At 70.0% G+C, this 16,153-nt stretch carries 16 protein-coding genes; 5 read left to right on the forward strand and 11 right to left on the reverse strand.

What is annotated here, in order from left to right; genetic code table 11:
• The first annotated feature begins 52 nt into the window (after positions 1-52).
• Positions 53-1,783 carry a M28 family metallopeptidase gene (locus LAJ50_RS18430; RefSeq protein WP_138654752.1) on the forward strand — a complete coding sequence of 577 codons (1,731 nt, stop codon included), beginning with the start codon at positions 53-55 and terminating at the stop codon, positions 1,781-1,783.
• A gap of 72 nt (positions 1,784-1,855) precedes the next feature.
• On the opposite strand, the gene LAJ50_RS18435 is transcribed toward LAJ50_RS18430, so the two are convergent.
• The gene (locus tag LAJ50_RS18435) at positions 1,856-2,581 is read right to left on the reverse strand and encodes a pseudouridine synthase (protein WP_138654750.1); all 726 of its coding nucleotides are present in this window, start codon (positions 2,579-2,581) and stop codon (positions 1,856-1,858) included.
• Positions 2,582-2,955: 374 nt separating this feature from the next.
• Complete coding sequence (locus tag LAJ50_RS18440) at positions 2,956-4,329, reverse strand: outer membrane protein transport protein (RefSeq protein WP_138654748.1); 1,374 nt, start codon at positions 4,327-4,329, stop codon at positions 2,956-2,958.
• Positions 4,330-4,662: 333 nt separating this feature from the next.
• Here LAJ50_RS18440 and LAJ50_RS18445 point away from each other — a divergent pair, with 333 nt between their 5' ends.
• Entirely contained in the window at positions 4,663-5,106 is a 444-nt protein-coding gene (locus LAJ50_RS18445; protein WP_224096383.1) for a thioredoxin family protein, read from the forward strand.
• Positions 5,107-5,111: 5 nt separating this feature from the next.
• On the opposite strand, the gene LAJ50_RS18450 is transcribed toward LAJ50_RS18445, so the two are convergent.
• The 3 genes from LAJ50_RS18450 to LAJ50_RS18460 are packed head-to-tail and all read right to left on the reverse strand — an operon-like array spanning position 5,112 to position 8,039.
• A complete protein-coding gene (locus LAJ50_RS18450) occupies positions 5,112-5,708 on the reverse strand; it encodes a class I SAM-dependent methyltransferase (protein ID WP_130552384.1) in 597 nt (198 codons plus the stop codon).
• A 16-nt stretch (positions 5,709-5,724) separates the two neighbouring features.
• A complete protein-coding gene (ubiB, locus tag LAJ50_RS18455; RefSeq protein ID WP_138654758.1) occupies positions 5,725-7,383 on the reverse strand; it encodes a ubiquinone biosynthesis regulatory protein kinase UbiB in 1,659 nt (552 codons plus the stop codon).
• Between the two features lie 26 nt (positions 7,384-7,409).
• The gene (locus LAJ50_RS18460; protein ID WP_138654744.1) at positions 7,410-8,039 is read right to left on the reverse strand and encodes an SCP2 sterol-binding domain-containing protein; all 630 of its coding nucleotides are present in this window, start codon (positions 8,037-8,039) and stop codon (positions 7,410-7,412) included.
• Between the two features lie 377 nt (positions 8,040-8,416).
• On the opposite strand from LAJ50_RS18460, the gene LAJ50_RS18465 reads away from it, so the two are divergent.
• Positions 8,417-8,902: a GNAT family N-acetyltransferase gene (locus LAJ50_RS18465; protein WP_224096384.1), complete on the forward strand. Its 486-nt coding sequence runs from the start codon at positions 8,417-8,419 to the stop codon at positions 8,900-8,902.
• A gap of 11 nt (positions 8,903-8,913) precedes the next feature.
• Here the strand turns inward: LAJ50_RS18465 and LAJ50_RS18470 are convergent, their stop codons facing one another.
• The 3 genes from LAJ50_RS18470 to oleC all read right to left on the reverse strand — a co-directional run bounded on the left by LAJ50_RS18470 (position 8,914) and on the right by oleC (position 11,788).
• Positions 8,914-9,069 (reverse strand): DUF1328 domain-containing protein, encoded by a 156-nt coding sequence (locus LAJ50_RS18470; RefSeq protein WP_130552387.1) that lies wholly within the window; start codon positions 9,067-9,069, stop codon positions 8,914-8,916.
• Positions 9,070-9,146: 77 nt separating this feature from the next.
• The gene (gene oleD, locus LAJ50_RS18475; RefSeq protein WP_138654740.1) at positions 9,147-10,145 is read right to left on the reverse strand and encodes a 2-alkyl-3-oxoalkanoate reductase; all 999 of its coding nucleotides are present in this window, start codon (positions 10,143-10,145) and stop codon (positions 9,147-9,149) included.
• Positions 10,142-11,788: an olefin beta-lactone synthetase gene (gene oleC / locus LAJ50_RS18480; protein WP_138654738.1), complete on the reverse strand. Its 1,647-nt coding sequence runs from the start codon at positions 11,786-11,788 to the stop codon at positions 10,142-10,144. The genes oleD and oleC overlap by 4 nt, the downstream gene beginning before the upstream one ends.
• A 161-nt stretch (positions 11,789-11,949) precedes the next feature.
• Between oleC and LAJ50_RS18485 the strand changes: the two genes are divergently transcribed.
• Complete coding sequence (locus LAJ50_RS18485) at positions 11,950-12,330, forward strand: YkgJ family cysteine cluster protein (RefSeq protein WP_138654736.1); 381 nt, start codon at positions 11,950-11,952, stop codon at positions 12,328-12,330.
• Positions 12,331-12,428: 98 nt separating this feature from the next.
• Here the strand turns inward: LAJ50_RS18485 and LAJ50_RS18490 are convergent, their stop codons facing one another.
• On the reverse strand, positions 12,429-13,385 hold the full coding sequence (locus LAJ50_RS18490; RefSeq protein ID WP_138654756.1) for an alpha/beta fold hydrolase: 957 nt from the start codon (positions 13,383-13,385) through the stop codon (positions 12,429-12,431).
• 116 nt (positions 13,386-13,501) lie between these two features.
• Here LAJ50_RS18490 and LAJ50_RS18495 point away from each other — a divergent pair, with 116 nt between their 5' ends.
• Positions 13,502-14,242 carry a UPF0149 family protein gene (locus LAJ50_RS18495; RefSeq protein ID WP_138654734.1) on the forward strand — a complete coding sequence of 247 codons (741 nt, stop codon included), beginning with the start codon at positions 13,502-13,504 and terminating at the stop codon, positions 14,240-14,242.
• A 167-nt stretch (positions 14,243-14,409) separates the two neighbouring features.
• On the opposite strand, the gene LAJ50_RS18500 is transcribed toward LAJ50_RS18495, so the two are convergent.
• A complete protein-coding gene (locus LAJ50_RS18500; RefSeq protein ID WP_130552392.1) occupies positions 14,410-15,426 on the reverse strand; it encodes a 3-oxoacyl-ACP synthase III in 1,017 nt (338 codons plus the stop codon).
• A gap of 148 nt (positions 15,427-15,574) precedes the next feature.
• Entirely contained in the window at positions 15,575-15,886 is a 312-nt protein-coding gene (locus LAJ50_RS18505) for a DUF4156 domain-containing protein (RefSeq protein ID WP_130552393.1), read from the reverse strand.
• Between the last annotated feature and the right edge of the window lie 267 nt (positions 15,887-16,153).

Consider the following 16,153-nt stretch of genomic DNA (forward strand, 5'->3'; position numbering starts at 1 on the left):
CCGCGTCTGGCTAGAATCCCGGGTTCCCGTACGTCACCCGCAAGGAACCCGCATGTCCCGCATGCTGCTGCTGGGCCTGGCCACGCTGACCGCGCTGGCCGCCTGCAAGAAGCCGGAAGCGCCGCCGGCGCCGGCCGCGTCCGCCCCCGCCACCACGCCCGAGCCCACCCAGGCCGCGGCCGCGCCGCACGCCTTCTCGCCGAAGATCGAGGCCGGCGACTTCGGTGAACTGGTCAAGACGCTGTCCTCCGATGCCTTCGAGGGCCGTGGCCCCGGCACGCCGGGTGAGGACAGGACGGTGGCCTACATCACCGAGCAGATGCAGCGCATCGGCCTGAAGCCCGGCAACGGCGACAGCTGGACGCAGGACGTGCCGATGGTGGAAACCACCGCCGACCCGTCAACCGCGCTGACCATCACCGAGGCCGACGGCAGCACGCAGACGCTGGCCTTCGGCGACCAGATGGTGATCGGCACGCGCACCGGCAAGCCCGAGATCGACGTCAAGGACAGCGAGCTGGTGTTCGTCGGCTACGGCGTGGACGCGCCCGAGCGCAAGTGGAACGACTACGCCGGGACCAAGAGCTGGAAAGGCAAGACCGTGGTGATGTTCGTCAATGACCCCGGGTTCCACACGCACGACGAAAAGCTGTTCGACGGCAACCGCATGACCTACTACGGCCGCTGGACGTACAAGTTCGAGGAAGCCGCGCGCAAGGGCGCGGACGCGGCGATCATCGTCCACGACAGCGAGGGCGCCAGCTACGGCTGGGACGTGGTCAAGAATTCCTGGTCGGGCACGCAGTACGACCTGCCGGCCGCGGACGATCCGCAGCCGCGCATCCCGGCGCAGGGCTGGATCACCGGCGAGGTGGCGCGCGCGCTGTTCGCCAAGGCCGGGCTGGACCTGGACCAGGCCTACAAGGACGCCTCCAGGCCCGGGTTCAAGCCGGTGCCGCTGAAGGCCAAGGTGTCCTTCAACCTCAAGAGCACCATCGGCCAGGCCAAGTCGCGCAACGTCATCGGCGTGCTGCCCGGCAGCGAGCGCCCGGACGAGGCCGTGCTGTACATGGCCCACTGGGACCACCTGGGCAAGCACGACAACGAGGACGGCGACAACATCTACAACGGCGCGGTGGACAACGCCACCGGCGTGGCCGGCATCCTGGAGGTGGCCGATGCCTTCGCGCACCAGGAGCCGAAACCGAAGCGCTCGGTCGTGTTCCTGGCGGTGACGCTGGAGGAGTCGGGCCTGCTGGGCTCGAAGTACTACGTCGCCCATCCGACCTTCCCGCTGAACAAGATCGCCGGGGTGATCAACATCGATGCGATGTCGGTGGCGGGCAAGGCGCGCGATGTCACCGTGACCGGCATGGGCGCCTCGCAGCTGGAGGACCTCCTCAAGCCGCTGGCCGAGGCCCAGGGACGCACGCTGCACGCCGAAGCCTCGCCGCAGAACGGTTCGTACTTCCGCTCGGATCACTTCAACTTCGCCAAGGCTGGCGTGCCGGCGCTGTACGTGGACGGCGGCGAGGACCTGCTCGAGGGCGGGCAGGCCGCCGGCAAGGCCGCCGCCAAGGAATACGGCGAGCAGCGCTACCACTCGCCGGCCGACGAGTACGACCCGGCGACCTGGAAGCTGGACGGCACCGTGCAGGACCTGGAACTGGTCTATGGCGTGGGCCGTGAACTGGCCGGCGGCGACCAGTGGCCGAACTGGTACGACGGCAATCCGTTCAAGGCGGCGCGCGATGCGATGATGAAGGCGCCGGCCAAGCGATAGGCCAACGCTTCGAGCCAGGAAGAAGGCGCCGCACGGCGCCTTTTTCTTTTCCGCCGCCGAAGGCGCCCGCGCTCAGCGCGCGTCGCGGTCCCAGCCGAACAGGTCCAGCGCGCGGAGGAACTGCGCGTCCAGCGGCGCCAGCGCCTCGATGCGCGCGCCGCTGTGCGGATGCAGGAACGCCAGCCGGCGCGCGTGCAGCAGCATGCGGTGCACGCCGCGCATGCGGAAGGCGCGGTTGTGCCGGCCCTCGCCATGGCTGGTGTCGCCGATCAGCGGATGGAAGGCATGCTTGAGGTGCCGGCGGATCTGGCGGAAGCGCCCGGTGTGCGGGCGCGCGCGCAGCAGCGCGTAGCGCGAGGTGTCGAAACCGCCGGACGGGACATCCAGTTCGCCCGTGGCCAGGCGCACGAAGCCGGTGCTGGCCGGCTTCTTCTCCGGCTTGCCCGGGCCACCGTCGAGCGCATGGTCGATGGTGAACGCATCCCCGGGCCAGCCGCGACAGACGGCCAGGTAGTCCTTCTCCACCTCGCGCGACATGAAGCCCTGGCCCAGCAGCGAGGCGGTGTCGCGGTCGAAGGCCACCAGCAGGCAGCCGCTGGTGCCGCGGTCCAGGCGATGGATCAGGAAGATCGGCCGATCCAGCTGCGCGCGCAGCAGGTCGGCCAGGAAGACCTCCTCGCCGCGGGCCAGGCCGCTGTCGTGGACCATCAGCCCGGCCGGCTTGTCGACCACGGCCAGGTGAGCGTCCTCGTAAAGCAGCGCGAGAGGCGGCAAGGGCGAATCGGAAGCGAAGCTCATCACGCCATTGTCCTCGGCCGACTGGCATGGCGCGAGTCGGGTTGCCCGGCCATCAAGGAGTCCTTGCAGAATGCCGCCCCGATCCCGTGAGAGCCGCGATGGCGGCGATGGGGCGTTCCCGGTAGAGCCTCATCGCCGCCACGGCGGCTCCCACCGAAGCGCGGGCGCGGCCAATCCTCTCCCATCAAAAGGTCGGCCATCAATGCCTGACCGCGCCGAGGAAGCGCGCCATGTCGGGGCAATGCCGGCCACTGCGGTGGTGTACCAGCCTCGTACTCCAGTGAAGAACCAGAAACCAACAAAAAGGGCGATGCCGGATGGCATCGCCCTTGTCGTCGCCAGGCATATGACGCCCCGGCGCGTGCGGCCTGCGCTTAGAAGTGCAGGCCCATCTTCACGCCGACGGCCATGGCGCTGTTGTCCTTGAAATCGCCGGCGTAGCTGTGCGCGCCGGTTTCGGCGGTGGCATCGCCCAGCCAGAAGTACTTCACGCCGGCGCTCAGGTCGATCTTGGGCGTGGGGCTGTAGCGCAGGCCGAGGCCGACGTTCCAGTAGCCATCGGTCGGGCCCAGGGTGGTCACCGGATTGCCGGCGCCGCCGTCCCAACCCACCGAGAACGAACCGGACACCGTGTCGGTCAGCTTGCGGCCCAGGCCCAGGTTGGCCGACCACTGGTCCTTGGAGTAGTCCACCAGGTTGAAGCCATCGGGCTTGCCGATCAGCGGGCCGACGGCCTCGGCGAGCTGGCCGAACTGGGCCGGACGCACCGCGAACTTGGACCACTGCACCCAGCGCACGTTACCGAACAGCACGGTGTCGGCCATGATGCCGGTCTGGAAATCCAGGTTGACCGACTGCGGCGTGGTGATCGAGGTGGTACCGCCGCCCAGGCCGCCCAGCGAGCCCAGCGTCCCGGCCAGCGCCTGGCCGGTGGCCGGCGGGATGCGACCGGCCAGCACCAGCTGCTGGATCAGGCCCGCCAGCTGCGCGCGGTTGGCGCCCAGCGCGGTGACCAGCGGCATGGACTCGTTGGCGTTGATGTCGTAGTCGATCTCCGAGCGGTAGGTCAGCGAGACCTGCAGGGCGATCTCCGGCTTCTGGTAGGCCACGCCGGCCAGCCAGCCCCAGTCGCGCTTGGACGGGATCGACAGGTCGTAGCCGTTGAAGGCCGAGTAGGTCGAACCGCGCAGCGACACCTGGCCCTTGATCTCCTGGTACACGCCGCCGGCGTAGAGGTTCCAGTTCTCGGTCGGCTGGAAGCCCAGCAGCGCCGACAGGCTCTTGGTGCGCACTTCCACGTCGGTGTCGCCGGTGATGCCGGCATTGAGGCCATAGGCGGCCAGCTGGCCGTTGCTGATGACGCTGGGGCCGGTCACGATCGGCAGGCCGCTCAGCACCACGTCGCGCGGGTTGGCGGTGAAGGCGTTGGCGCCGTGGTACTCGGCCGACGCGCCGAAGGGCTCGTCGTAGATGAAGCCGAAGGAAAACTTGTCGGTGGCCTGGAACTTGATCGCGCCGCCGACGAAGTTGTAGCTGTTGGCCACGTTGCCGGTGTCGGTGCCGTTCTTGTCCTTGCCGTCCACCTTGGGATTGAGGAAGCTGCCGCCGTACTCGGCGTAGTTGCCCGGCTTCAGGAACGGCGCGATGGACTGGCCGGAGCGGTCAAGCGCCGAGGCGAAACCCGCCCCGCTGGCGGCGGCGCAGATCGCGCCCACGGTGATGGCCAGCGCATTCTTCTTGTTCAACATGTATCCCCTCCGGATCCACGAGTTTGTCGGTGACTTGCATGCAGGTACGGCATGCGTCCTTGATTGATTTCAACTGCAACTTTGCGACCGCCGCGTGCCTAGCCCTCGCCGTACGCCACGGTACGGCGCATTCTGGCCCAGCCAGCGGGCCCAGGCTACTTACAAGAACAAAAGATTTACATTTTGACGTTCGACTTTAGTCGTAGCCGGCGGACACCCACGACTGCCACGCCGCGTTCCACGCATGCGCGCGCCGGGCCATTGACGGCGGGGACCCGTGCCGCCAACCATCGCCCTTCCCTTCCCCACGGTCCACGCCCCATGAAGCGCTTGATGTCGACCCTGCTGTTGCTCGCCGCCACCGGCGCCGCCCTGGCCGCCGACCTGCCTTACAACCCGCAAGCCGATGCCAAGGCCGAGGTCGCCCAGGCGCTGGCCGCCGGCAAACAAGCGCGCAAGCCGACCCTGCTGATCTTCGGCGCCAACTGGTGCGGCGACTGCCGCGCGCTGGACACCTCGCTGCACAGCGAGAAGAACGCCGCGCTGGTCAAGCAGCACTTCGAGGTGGTCAAGGTCGACGTCGGCAACTGGGATCACAACCTGGACATCGCCAACACCTATGGCAATCCCATCGAGAAGGGCATCCCCGCCGCGGTCGTGGTCTCGCCCGCGGGTAAGGTCGTCTATGCGACCAAGGCCGGCGAACTGGCCAACGCGCGCAAGATGAGCGACGAGGGCATCTACGACTTCTTCAGCAAGGTCGCCAAGGGCGGCTGACGCGCTCAGCCGGCGGCGCGCACGGCGACCAGTTCGCCCTTGCCCACCGGCAACAAGGCGCAGGTGAACGCCGCATCGGCGCGCAGCCCGGCCTCGAACGCCGCCAGCTCGGCGGCGTGCGAGACCGCGTTGTCCACCACCAGCGTGCCGCCGGGCCGCAGCACCCGGCGCAGGTCCGGCCACCAGGCCAGGTAGCGGTCGCGGTCGGCGTCCAGAAACATCAGGTCGACCGAGGCTTCGCCGGCCGAGGCCAGCCAGACGCCGGCGTCGGCCTGCAACGCGTCGATCGTCCCGGCCAGGCCGCTGCGCGCGAAAGTGAGCTGCGCCAACCGCCACTTGTCGGGCGCGAACTCCAGCGTGGTCACCCGCCCGCCGATGGCGGCGGCCGCTTCGGCCAGCCACAGCGTGGAATAGCCGTTGGACGTGCCGATCTCCAGCACCCGGCGCGCCTGGGTGGCCCGCACCAGGACCGCCAGGAACTCGCCGGTGTCCGGAGTGATGTTGAGCATGCGCGCGCCGCGCGCCTGCTGGACCGCGTCGTTGCGTTCGCCGTGGGCGAACAGCTCGGCCTTCAGCGCCTGCAGGGCGTCGCTGTCGTGCATAGTCATGCGCGCGGTGTCAGCGCCGCAGCCATGCCGAAAGCAGCGCCAGGGTGCCGGCCGCGCCGGTGAACCAGGTCCACAGCGGCACGCCCCACAGGCTCGGGCCGCCGACGCCGAAGGCGTGCAGCACCGCGGCCACCACCAGCAGGCCCGCGCCGCCGATGGCGGTGACCACCCGCCGCTGCAGACGCTGCAGGGTCAGGTTGAGCGCGGCCAGGTCCTTCGAGCGCATCGACAGCTCGTGCTGGCCGTCGACCTGCTGCTTGAGCCAGGCATGCACCAGCCGCGGCATGTCCGGGGCGTGGGTCATGATCTCCGGGAGGCGCTTGCGCAGTTCGTTGACCGCGTGCAGCGGGCTGTAGCGCTTGACCAGGATGCGCTGCAGCACCGGCTTGGCTACCGCCCAGATGTCCAGCTGCGGGTCGAGCTGGCGGCCGACGCCTTCGATGTTGAGCAGGGTCTTCTGCAGCAGGATCAGCTGCGGCTGCAGGGTCAGCTCGTACTTCTGCGCGGTGCGGAAGAGCTTGATCAGCACCTGCGCCAGCGAGATCTCCGACAGCGGCCGGGTGAAGTACGGCTCGCACACCCCGCGCGCGGCCGCCTCCAGCTCGTCGATGCGCACGGTGGCCGGCATCCAGCCGGCCTCGACGTGCAGCTCGGCGATGCGCCGGTAGTCCTTGTTGAAGATGGCCATGAAGTTCTCGGCCAGGTAGTACTGGTCCTGCTTCGAGAGCTGGCCGACGATGCCGAAATCCAGCGCGATGAAGCGCGGGTCGTCCTTGCGCAGCGGATCGGGATCGACCCAGATGTTGCCGGCGTGCGCATCGGCGTGGAAGAAGTTGTCGCGGAACACCTGCGTGTAGAACACGCGCACGCCCTTGGCCGCCAGCGCCTTGCGGTCGATGCCCGCCGCGTCCAGCGCGACGATGTCGTCGGAAGGAATGCCGACCACGCGCTCCATCGTCAGCGCGCGCTCGGCGGTGTGGGTCCAGATGATCTCCGGCACGTACAGGTCGGGCGAGTCCTGCCAGAAGCGACGCATCACGCTGGCGTTGGCGCCTTCGCGCTGCAGGTCCAGCTCGGCGGCGAGGGTGGCCTCGATCTCGGCGACGATCTCCTTGGGCCGGATCTTGTCGGCGGACGGATGCGCGTAGTCCACCAGCGCCGCGCCGGACTTGAGCAGCGCGATGTCGCCGGCGATCTGCGCCTCGATGTCCGGGCGCAGCACCTTGACCACGACCTCGCGGCCGTCGTGCAGCGTGGCCGCATGCACCTGCGCGATCGAAGCCGAGGCCAGCGGCGTGGTGTCGAAGTGGGCGAAGGCCACGTCGATCGGCACGCCCAGCGCCTGCTCGACGATGGCCTGGGCGCGCTGGCCGTCGAAGGGCTTGACCCGGTCCTGCAGCAGGGTCAGTTCCTGGGCCACGTCCGGCGGGATCAGGTCGCGGCGGGTGGAGAGGATCTGGCCGAACTTGACGAAGATCGGCCCCAGTTCCTGCAGCACCAGGCGCAGGCGCGCGCCGCGGCTGAGCGCGGCCACGTCGTCGCGCGCGCGCGGCACGAACGGCCGCGCCAGCCTGAGCCAGGGGCCGGCCGGCGTGTCCTCCAGCAGTGCGTCCAGGCGGTAGCGGATCAGCACGCGGCCGATCTTGTTGGCGCGCAGGGCCGCGCGCACGCTCTTCATCCCGGGCCACGCCAGGCTCATGCGCGCGCCGCCAGGCGGGACAGGCGCGCGGCCAGGCGCTCGACGTCGTCGCGCAGGCCGTCGACCTCGTCGTGGAAGGCCTCCAGCTCGGCCTTGGCGACCACGTCGCGCGACTCCTCGGTGACGAACTCGGCGACGCTGCCGGCCAGTTCGCTGCCGGTCTCGCGCAGGCGCAGCAGGGCGCCGCGCACCGCGCCGGCAATCTGCACCCCCAGCACCGGGCCGAACACGCTCACCAGCGGCTGCGCCCAGTCCGGGTCGAAGCGCTTGGCCAGCGTCTGCAGGCGCCGCGCCAGGTCCGCATCGCCGGACACGCGCAGCTTGCCCACCGGCGCGGCATCGTCGCGGCGCAGGAACGGCAGCTGGCCCAGCAGCCCGCCCAGCGTGCTGCGCACGGCCAGGTCCGGCTCGCTGGCCGGATCGACCGGCCCCACGTGGAGACGCTGGGCCTCCACCGCGATCTCCAGCGCCAGCGGCGGCGACTCCAGCGCGATGGCGATGCGCCGGCCGGCCAGTGGCGCCAGCGCGTCACGCGTGTCCGGGTCGAGCGCGACGGCACGGTTGAGCGCGGCTTCCAGCGCGCGGCCGGCCAGCGGTTTGAGGGCATCGAAGGGGGTGGGCGACATGGCGGGCATTCTAACCGGGGGATGCGCACGGCCCGTGCGAGGACGAGGGCGCGCGATGCGTCCGAAGCGAAAAGCGAGCGATGCGAGGCCGGGCACGGCCGCCGCACCTGCCCGAGCGCAACCTGGGGACGAGCCATCCACGCCGAGCCTGACCCTCGGCACGGCCGCTCGGCTGAGTGACTTCAGCTTCCCAGGCGCAGGGCTGGGCAGCGGCAAGCGGCCCGGGCCATGCTGTGCGCCCTCCAAGCAGCTGTGAAGCGAGCGATGGTCAAGGCGCGTATGGAAAATCTCTTGGGAGACCGCTCGGTCCAGCACCCTTGGGTATTCCAAGACCTTGCATGTTCAAACGGCCAGCTTCGCCTTCAGGAGGTTTACAGGTGAGCGAGTCCACGCCGCTGCGCGATGTCGCCCCGGCCGATCTGCCGGCCCTGCTGGCGCTCAACAATGCCCACGCCGCGGCGCTGTCCTGGCAGACGCCTGCGCAGTTCGCGCAGCTGATTGGGATGGCGTGCTTCGCCCGCACCTGCGGCGAGGCGGATGCCCTGCTGATCGCGCTGGACCAGGACGCGGCCTACGACAATCAGAACTTCGCCTGGCTGTCGGCGCGCTTCGAACGCTTCGTCTACATCGACCGGATCGTGGTGGCCGAACACGCGCAGGGCCGCGGGCTGGCCGGTACGCTATATGACGCGCTGAAACACCAGGCGCGCCTGCAGGGACAGACGCGCCTGGTGTGCGAGATCAATCTGGAGCCGCCCAATCCCGGCTCGGTCGCCTTCCACCAGCGATTGGGCTTCGAGCGGGTCGGCCAGGCCGATCTGCCCAGCGGCAAGCGGGTCGGCTACTTCGCCTGCCCGCTCTGAGCAGCGGCGGTCTACGCTTTCTTGCGGAAGAACGAGACCACGGCCAGGATCAGGAACACCACGAACAGGATCCAGGCGATGCTGGACGCGGTACCGGCGATGCCGCTGAAACCGAGCACGCCGGCGATCAGCGCAATGACCAGAAAGACGATGGCGTAATGAAGCACGGCGGTGATTCCTCTGCGGCGCGCCGGATCGGCGTGTGGCCAGCCTGTGGCCTGGCGCATCGCGGCCGCGTGAGGATTCAGCCGGATTTACTCCACGCGTTCTTCAGGCGGGCCAGGCCTTCGGTCATCGACACGCGCGGCACGTAGCCGAAGTCGCGGCGCGCCGGCTCCATGCTGTACCAGTGCGGCGTGCACAGCTGCTCGGCCAGGAAGCGGGTCAGCGGCGGCTCGCCCTTCAGCGGCAGCGCCTTCCACAGCACTTCGCAGGTCGCGCCGATGCGGTAGGCGGTCTTGAACGAGAGCGACTTGCGTACCGGCGGGGTGCCGGTGGCGGCCAGCAGCGCGTTCAGGACCTCGCGCATCGGCAAGGGCTCGCCGTTGGAGATGAAGTAGGCCTTGCCGGCGCAGACCGCGCCCGGCGCCAGATGGTCGAACGCGTCCAGATGCGCCTGCGCGGCGTTGTCGATGTACGTGGTGTCGACCTTGTTCATGCCGTCGCCGACCAGGCGCAGGCGGCCGCTGCGCGCGCGTTCGACCAGACGCGGCAGGATCTGGTGATCGCCCGGCCCCCAGATCAGGCGCGGACGCAGGGCGATGGTGGCCAGCGAGGCGTCGTTGGCCGCCAGCACGCGCTGCTCGGCGATGGCCTTGGTGGCCGCGTATGGCGCCTGGAAATCCTCACCGTAGGGCACCTGGTCGGCGCTCAGCCCCTCGACCGGATGGGTCGCGCGATGGGTGACGCTGGGCGTGGAGGTGTAGACCAGCCTGGGCGTGCCGTGCGCGCGGCAGGCGGCGATGACGTTGTCGGTGCCGACCACGTTGGCCTGGTGATAGCTGTCGTAGCTGCCCCAGGCGCCGGCCTTGGCCGCGTTGTGGAACACTGCCTCGACGCCGGCCACCGCATGGCGGACCGCATGCGCATCGGCCAGGTCGCCCTGGATCTGGCCCACGCCCATCGCCGCCAGCGCCGGGTAATGCCCGCGCTGGAAGCTGATGACCTCGTGCCCGCGCTCGACCAGGCCGCGGCACAGCGCCTGGCCGAGAAATCCACCACCTCCGGTGACCAGCAGCTTCATGCGGGCGCGACTCCTTGTTCGGTCGCCCAGATCGCCAGCTTCTCGCGGCCGATCTTGGCGTTGTGGCGGATGTCCACCGGGAATCCCGGATGGCGCAGGAAGGCGGCGATGCCGCGCAGATGCGCGTGGCGCTGGGCGATGGAGCGCAGGTCGGCGGCGATCGCGTCGGCGCGCTGCGGCGAGACGCCCGGCAGCAGTTCGAAGCACAGCACCGGCACCTGCGCGCCGGGCGCACCGACACCGACCAGCGCGGTGCGGCGCACCTCGCCGTGCACGTTGAACACTGGCTCGGCCTGTTCGGTGTAGAGCGGCCCGGCGGCGGTCTCCACGCGTTGGGTCTTGCGGCCGCAGAACCACAGCCGGCCCTCGGCGTCGAAGTAACCGACATCGCCCATGCGATGCACCACGCGCGTGCCGCCGTCGGCCAGCGTCTCGCGGATCTTGGCGGCGCGCGTGGCGGCGTCGCGGTTGAAGTAGCTGTCGGTCGCGGTGGGGCCGGCGACCGTGATCTCGCCGACGTGGCCGGGCGGGAGTTCTCGCACGCCGCGCCACTCGGGAATGGCCGCATCGTCGATGGCGATGATGCGTACCAGATTGGGCTCGACCGGGCGGCCGACGCAGGTGCCGGCGCCGGCCTCGGTGGCCTGCCGGGTGGCGTCCAGCTCACGGCCTTCGATCACCGCGACCGGCAGGCATTCGGTGGCGCCGTACGGCGTCCAGAACTGGCCATCGTCCGGCAGCAGCGCGCGGATCTTCTCCACGATGTCCGGCGGCACCGGCGCGCCGGCGGAGGTCACCCGCTTCACCGTCGGCAGCGGATGGCCGTACTCGGCCAGCACCCGCATCAGCGCCGGCGAGCCGAACAGCTGGGTCACGCCGAAGCGGCGGATGGCCGCATGCAGCTTGGCCGGCTCTGCCTTGGCCGGGCGCGTGGGATCCATGTCGGGGATGACGCTGGTCAGGCCCAGCGCCGGATCGAACAGCGCGAACGGCGGAAAGGTCGGCAGGTCCACGCCGCCCGGCACCATGCCGAACGCCTTGCCCAGCAGTTCGATCTGGCCGACGAAATGCCGGTGCCGGTACACCACGCCCTTGGGCACGCCGGTCGAGCCGCTGGTGAACAGGATGCCGGCCACGTCCTCGCCGTCGGTGGTGGCCAGCTGCGGGCCGGCGCCGGCGCCGTCACGTTCGACCTGGGCCAGGGTCACGCCGCCCCAGCCCAGCCTGGGACCGACGGTGACGATCCTGGTCGCGCTGCGCGCCCAGCCCAGCAGCAGGCGCGCGGCCTGCGCCAGCGGGATGCCGATGAAGCCTTGCGGCTGGGCCTCGTCCAGGCACTGCTTCAGCGCGCGCCGGTCGATGCCCGGATCGACCAGCACCGGCACCGCGCCGGCCTTGAACAGCGCGAACATCAGCAGGAAGAACGCCGGCGAGGGCCGCACCATCACCACCGTGCGCGTGCCGCGGCCGATGCCGTGCCGGGCCAGGCCCGCGGCGATGGCGTCGCTGCGCGCGTCCAGCTGCGCATAGGTCAGCGCGATGTCGTAGCGCCCGCCGCGGCCCGGGCAGCGCAGCGCGATCTGGTCGGGGCGCTCGCGCGCCAGTTCGGGCAGCCGCGCGGCGATGTTGCAGACGGTGGTCATCGCGCCATTGTCGCCGATGGCGGTGCCGCGGACGCGCAGGCCCGGGCCGTGAAGCGCCGGGTGCCGCCCGCCCGAGCCAGGCCGGCGCTTGCGCGCGGCGGCGGTTCGGGCAGAATCCGCGCCCTTGCCCGACCTCGCCGCGCGCCGCCCGGCAGTCCCCCATGCATCCCTGCCTCAGCTGCGGCGCCTGCTGCGCCTACTTCCGCGTGAGCTTCCACTGGAGCGAGGCCGAGCCGACCCTGGGCGGACACGTCCCCATCGAACTGACCGACTCCCTGCGCACCCACGAGCGCGTCATGCGCGGCACCTCGCAAAGCCATCCGCGCTGCATCGCCCTGGACGCGGACATCGGCCGCTACAGCCGCTGCACCATCCACGACCGGCGCCCCTCGGTGTGCGCGGCGGTGCCGGCGTCGCTGGAGTTCGGCCAGCGCAGCGCGCAGTGCGACAAGTCGCGGCTGGCGCACGGCCTGCACGCGCTGACCGAGGCCGACTGGATCGGCGTCAGCGACATCGAGCGCAATCCGCTGCCCGCGGACTGAGGAACCCTCAGCTTTCTGGGTGGGAGCCGCCACGGCGGCGATGGGGCCTTGCCGGTAGAGCCCCATCGCCGCCGTGGCGGCTCCCACCGAGCGCACCGCTAGGCGAGTCCCGTCACCGGATGCGCATCGAGGAAGGCACGGATCTGCGGCACCAGCACCGCGTGCTTGTCTTCCAGCACGTAGTGGCCGGCATCCTCGAAGGCGACCAGCTGCGCCTCCGGCAGCGCCTTGCGGAAGCCGTCGAGGAAATGCCGGTCGAACACGAAGTCCCGCAGCCCCCAGCCGATGAACGCAGGGCGATCGGCGAAGGACGGCAATGCGCGCCCGGCGGCCTCCAGCAAGGGCCAGGCGCGGTCGGCGGGCGAGAGCGGAATGTCCTGCATGAAGCGCACGGTCGAGATGCGGTGCGCCCAGCTGTCGTACGGCGCCACATACGCCCGACGCACGTCGGAAGGCATCTTCTTCTCCACGCCCACGCGCGAGGCGCCGCCGGAGAAGGCGTTGAACGCGCGGATGAGGAATGCGCCGAACAGCGCATCACGCCCCAGCGCGATCTGCCACGGCATCGCCTTGGCCGCCGGCAGCGGGAACGCGGCGGTGTTGGTGATCACCAGCCGCCTGACCTGCGCCGCATGCGCCAGCGCCCAGCCGAAGCCGATCATGCCGCCCCAGTCGTGCACCGCCAGCGTCACCGGCGTCGCATCGTCGATGCCGGCGTGCCGCAGCAGCGCCTGCAGGTCGTCCACGCGCGATTGCAGGGTGTAGTCGTAGGCCGGCGCGCGGCCGTGCGCGTCGGGCCGGCCGTGCGGATGACGCAGCCCGCCGCCATCGTCGGGCTTGTCGCTCAGGCCCATGCCCACGTGGTCGGGCACGATGCAGCGATAGCGATCGCGCAGGCCCGCCACCAGATGACGCCAGTAATAGCTCCACGACGGATTGCCGTGCAGCATGACCACGACCTCGCCCTCGCGCGGGCCTTCGTCCAGGTAGTGCAGGCCGATGCCGGGGCGTACCTCGAAGCGGTGGCTGCTGAAGTCGTAGTCGGGGAAGCGCACGCAGGTCCTTGAGGGCCGTTCGCGGGTGCGCATTGTAGCGGCCGGCCATCGCGTCACGACACGCGCGCGCCCGATGCGCTCTACCATGCGGGTCCTGTCCCTCGCCCACCTCCGCCATGTCCACGCCAACCGCCGCACCCGCCTACCTCGACGACGCCCAGATCGAGCAGCTGTCCGATCTGCTCGACCAGCGCGCGGTCCCGTTCAAGGGCTTCAACCTGGAGGCGCTGGACGGGTTCCTGTCGGCGCTGGCCGTCTCGCCGTCCCCGGTGCCCGAGGACGAATGGCAGCCCGTGGTCTGGGGCGGCAAGGCACCGCGCTGGGACGACACGCAGGCCGCGACGCAGGTCCAGCACCTGCTGATGGGCCACTGGAACATGGCCCAGGCGCGCACGCGCCATGACGAGGACACCCTGCCCGACCATCTCGCGCCGCTGCTGTGGCTGCCCGAGGACCCGGAGCTGACCGGCGAGGAGGCCCTGCACGAGGACGAGCTGGATGTCGGCCGCGACTGGGCGCTGGGCTTCTTCACCGCGGTGGAGCTGCGCGAGGCCGAATGGGACCAGTGGCTGGACGACAACGAATGGATCGAGGAGATCTTCGACCAACTCGATCGCCTGGCCAGCGGCGAGGCGATCAATCCGGACGATCCGAGCGCGCCGGGCACGCCGATCGGCTATCAGGAGCGGCTGGCGATCGTGGCCAGCCTGCCGGGCATGCTGGCCGACCTCAACCACCACCGCATCGACACCCTGACCCCGCGCACCCCGATCCGCCGCGACACCGCCCCCGGCCGCAACGATCCGTGCACCTGCGGCAGCGGGAAGAAATACAAGAAGTGCTGCGGCGCGCAGTAAGCGCGGCAACGGCTCGGTGCGCCTGCCAGCCAGGCGCCAGCGCGCGGCATCGCCACAGCGACGCAGGGCACGCGCAAGTCGATCAGCCTTTCGTGCGACCGCGCCGCTCGGCGCGGATCGCCTGGTCTTGCGGAAGCTAGCGCGGACGCAGCGGTCCGCGCCTCACCTCACCACACCACTTCGGCCATCGTGCAGTTCAGGCCCGAGCCGATGCCGAGCAGGGCGATGCGGTCGCCCTTCTTCAGGCGGCCCAGCTCCTTGAGCTTGCTCAGCACGATCGGCACCGAGGCCGGGCCGATGTTGCCGTGCTCGCCGAAGATGGTCATGACCTTCTTCGGGTCGATGCCGAAGGTCTTGATGAAGGCCTGGGTATGCGGCTGGCTGACCTGGTGGATGATGAACTGGTCGATCTCGTCCACCGCCCAGCCCAACACCTGGCGCGCGGCGACGAAGGTCTTCTGCGCCAGCTTCATGCCCTCGATCAGCAGCATCTTGGTATCGGTGACCATGCGGTCCAGGTTGCCGCGGCACAGCTTGTTCCACTCGGTCGCCGAGCGGGTCACGCCGCCCTTGTAGACCGGCGCGTCGGGCACCAACTCGCGGCGCGCCATGACCATGGCCACCGAGCCGCAGCCCAGGGTCAGGGCGGCCAGCTCGTCGCGGAACTCGGCCTCGGTGACGGTGGGCGAGGTCATGCGCTCGAGCGTCTTTTCGTAGACCAGGTTGGCGGTCTCGCCGTCCACGACCAGGGCGTACTCGATCTCGCCGCGCTCGATCATGCGCGCGGCGATGTCCATGCCGTTGATGAAGGCCAGACAGGCGTTGGCCACGTCGAAGGCCATGCAGTGGTCGCCCACGCCCAGGTTGCCCGACACGATCGAGGCCGTGGACGGCTCCAGGAAGTCGCGGCTGACCGAGGTATTGACCAGCAGGCCCAGGCGCTCGGCGCCGATGCCGGCGTCGGCCAGCGCCTTCTTCGCCGCCAGGGTGGCCGCGTCGGAAGACTGCACCTCGTCGTCCCACAGGCGGCGCGCATGCACGCCGGCCACGTCGTTGAGCACGTCGGTGCGGATGCCCAGCCGGTCGAAGGTCGGCTGTAGGCGCGCGTTGATTTCCTTGGAGGTCAGCACATGCGGCGCATCGACATGCGCCAGTCCCGCGATGGAGACGTTCTGGAAAAGCATTGGACGAGTGCCCAGGCTTGAGGCGAAGGGGCGCCAAGGGTAGCGGGTTCCTGCCCTTAACGCATCTTTGACGCACCGCGCAATGACGCGTGCGCGCCCCTTACGTCGCCGTACGGGCGCGGATCGTGACCCTATTCAGTCGGAACTGTCAGCGACAGCGCAGGCCGGCGAAGCGCTGCTCGCCGTCGGCGGGCGCGCTGAGGGGCTGGATGGTGTCGGCCTGCAGGCTCAGGGCCTCGTTGCGGGCCAGGGTTTCCAGCTCGTCGCGGACCTTGAGCTCGTTGCGCTCGTAGAAGGCCACCTTGTCCTTCACCGAGACCGAGATCTCGCCCAGCTTCTGGCAACTGCTCGGCGCGCCGGCCGGCAGCACCTTGATCGCGCTGGCCTGCGGAGTCAGTTCCACCCAGGTGCAGGCGGTCAGCACGGGCAGCAGGGCAGCGGACAGGACGAGCAGGCGCATGGAGGCTCCGGTCGAAGGCAAGGACGGAAGGAAGGCCTGCATGGTGCCGCAGCCTTGATGAATGGGGAAGGCGAAGCCCGGAGTGGGAAGGGGGGAGCCGCCATGGCGGCGATGGGGCTTTCCCGGGAAGGCCCCTCGCCGCCATGGCGGCTCCCACATAGAGGTGCCGCAGAAAGCCCCACAGGAGCTCCTGCGGAACGCTCCGGCAACAAGACAAAGCCCCGGCCCGCGCGGGGCGGGCCGGGGCTGGGGTCATGCCGACCGGCG

Source organism: Pseudoxanthomonas sp. X-1 (assembly GCF_020042665.1).
In the GTDB taxonomy this organism is placed as follows: domain Bacteria; phylum Pseudomonadota; class Gammaproteobacteria; order Xanthomonadales; family Xanthomonadaceae; genus Pseudoxanthomonas_A; species Pseudoxanthomonas_A spadix_A.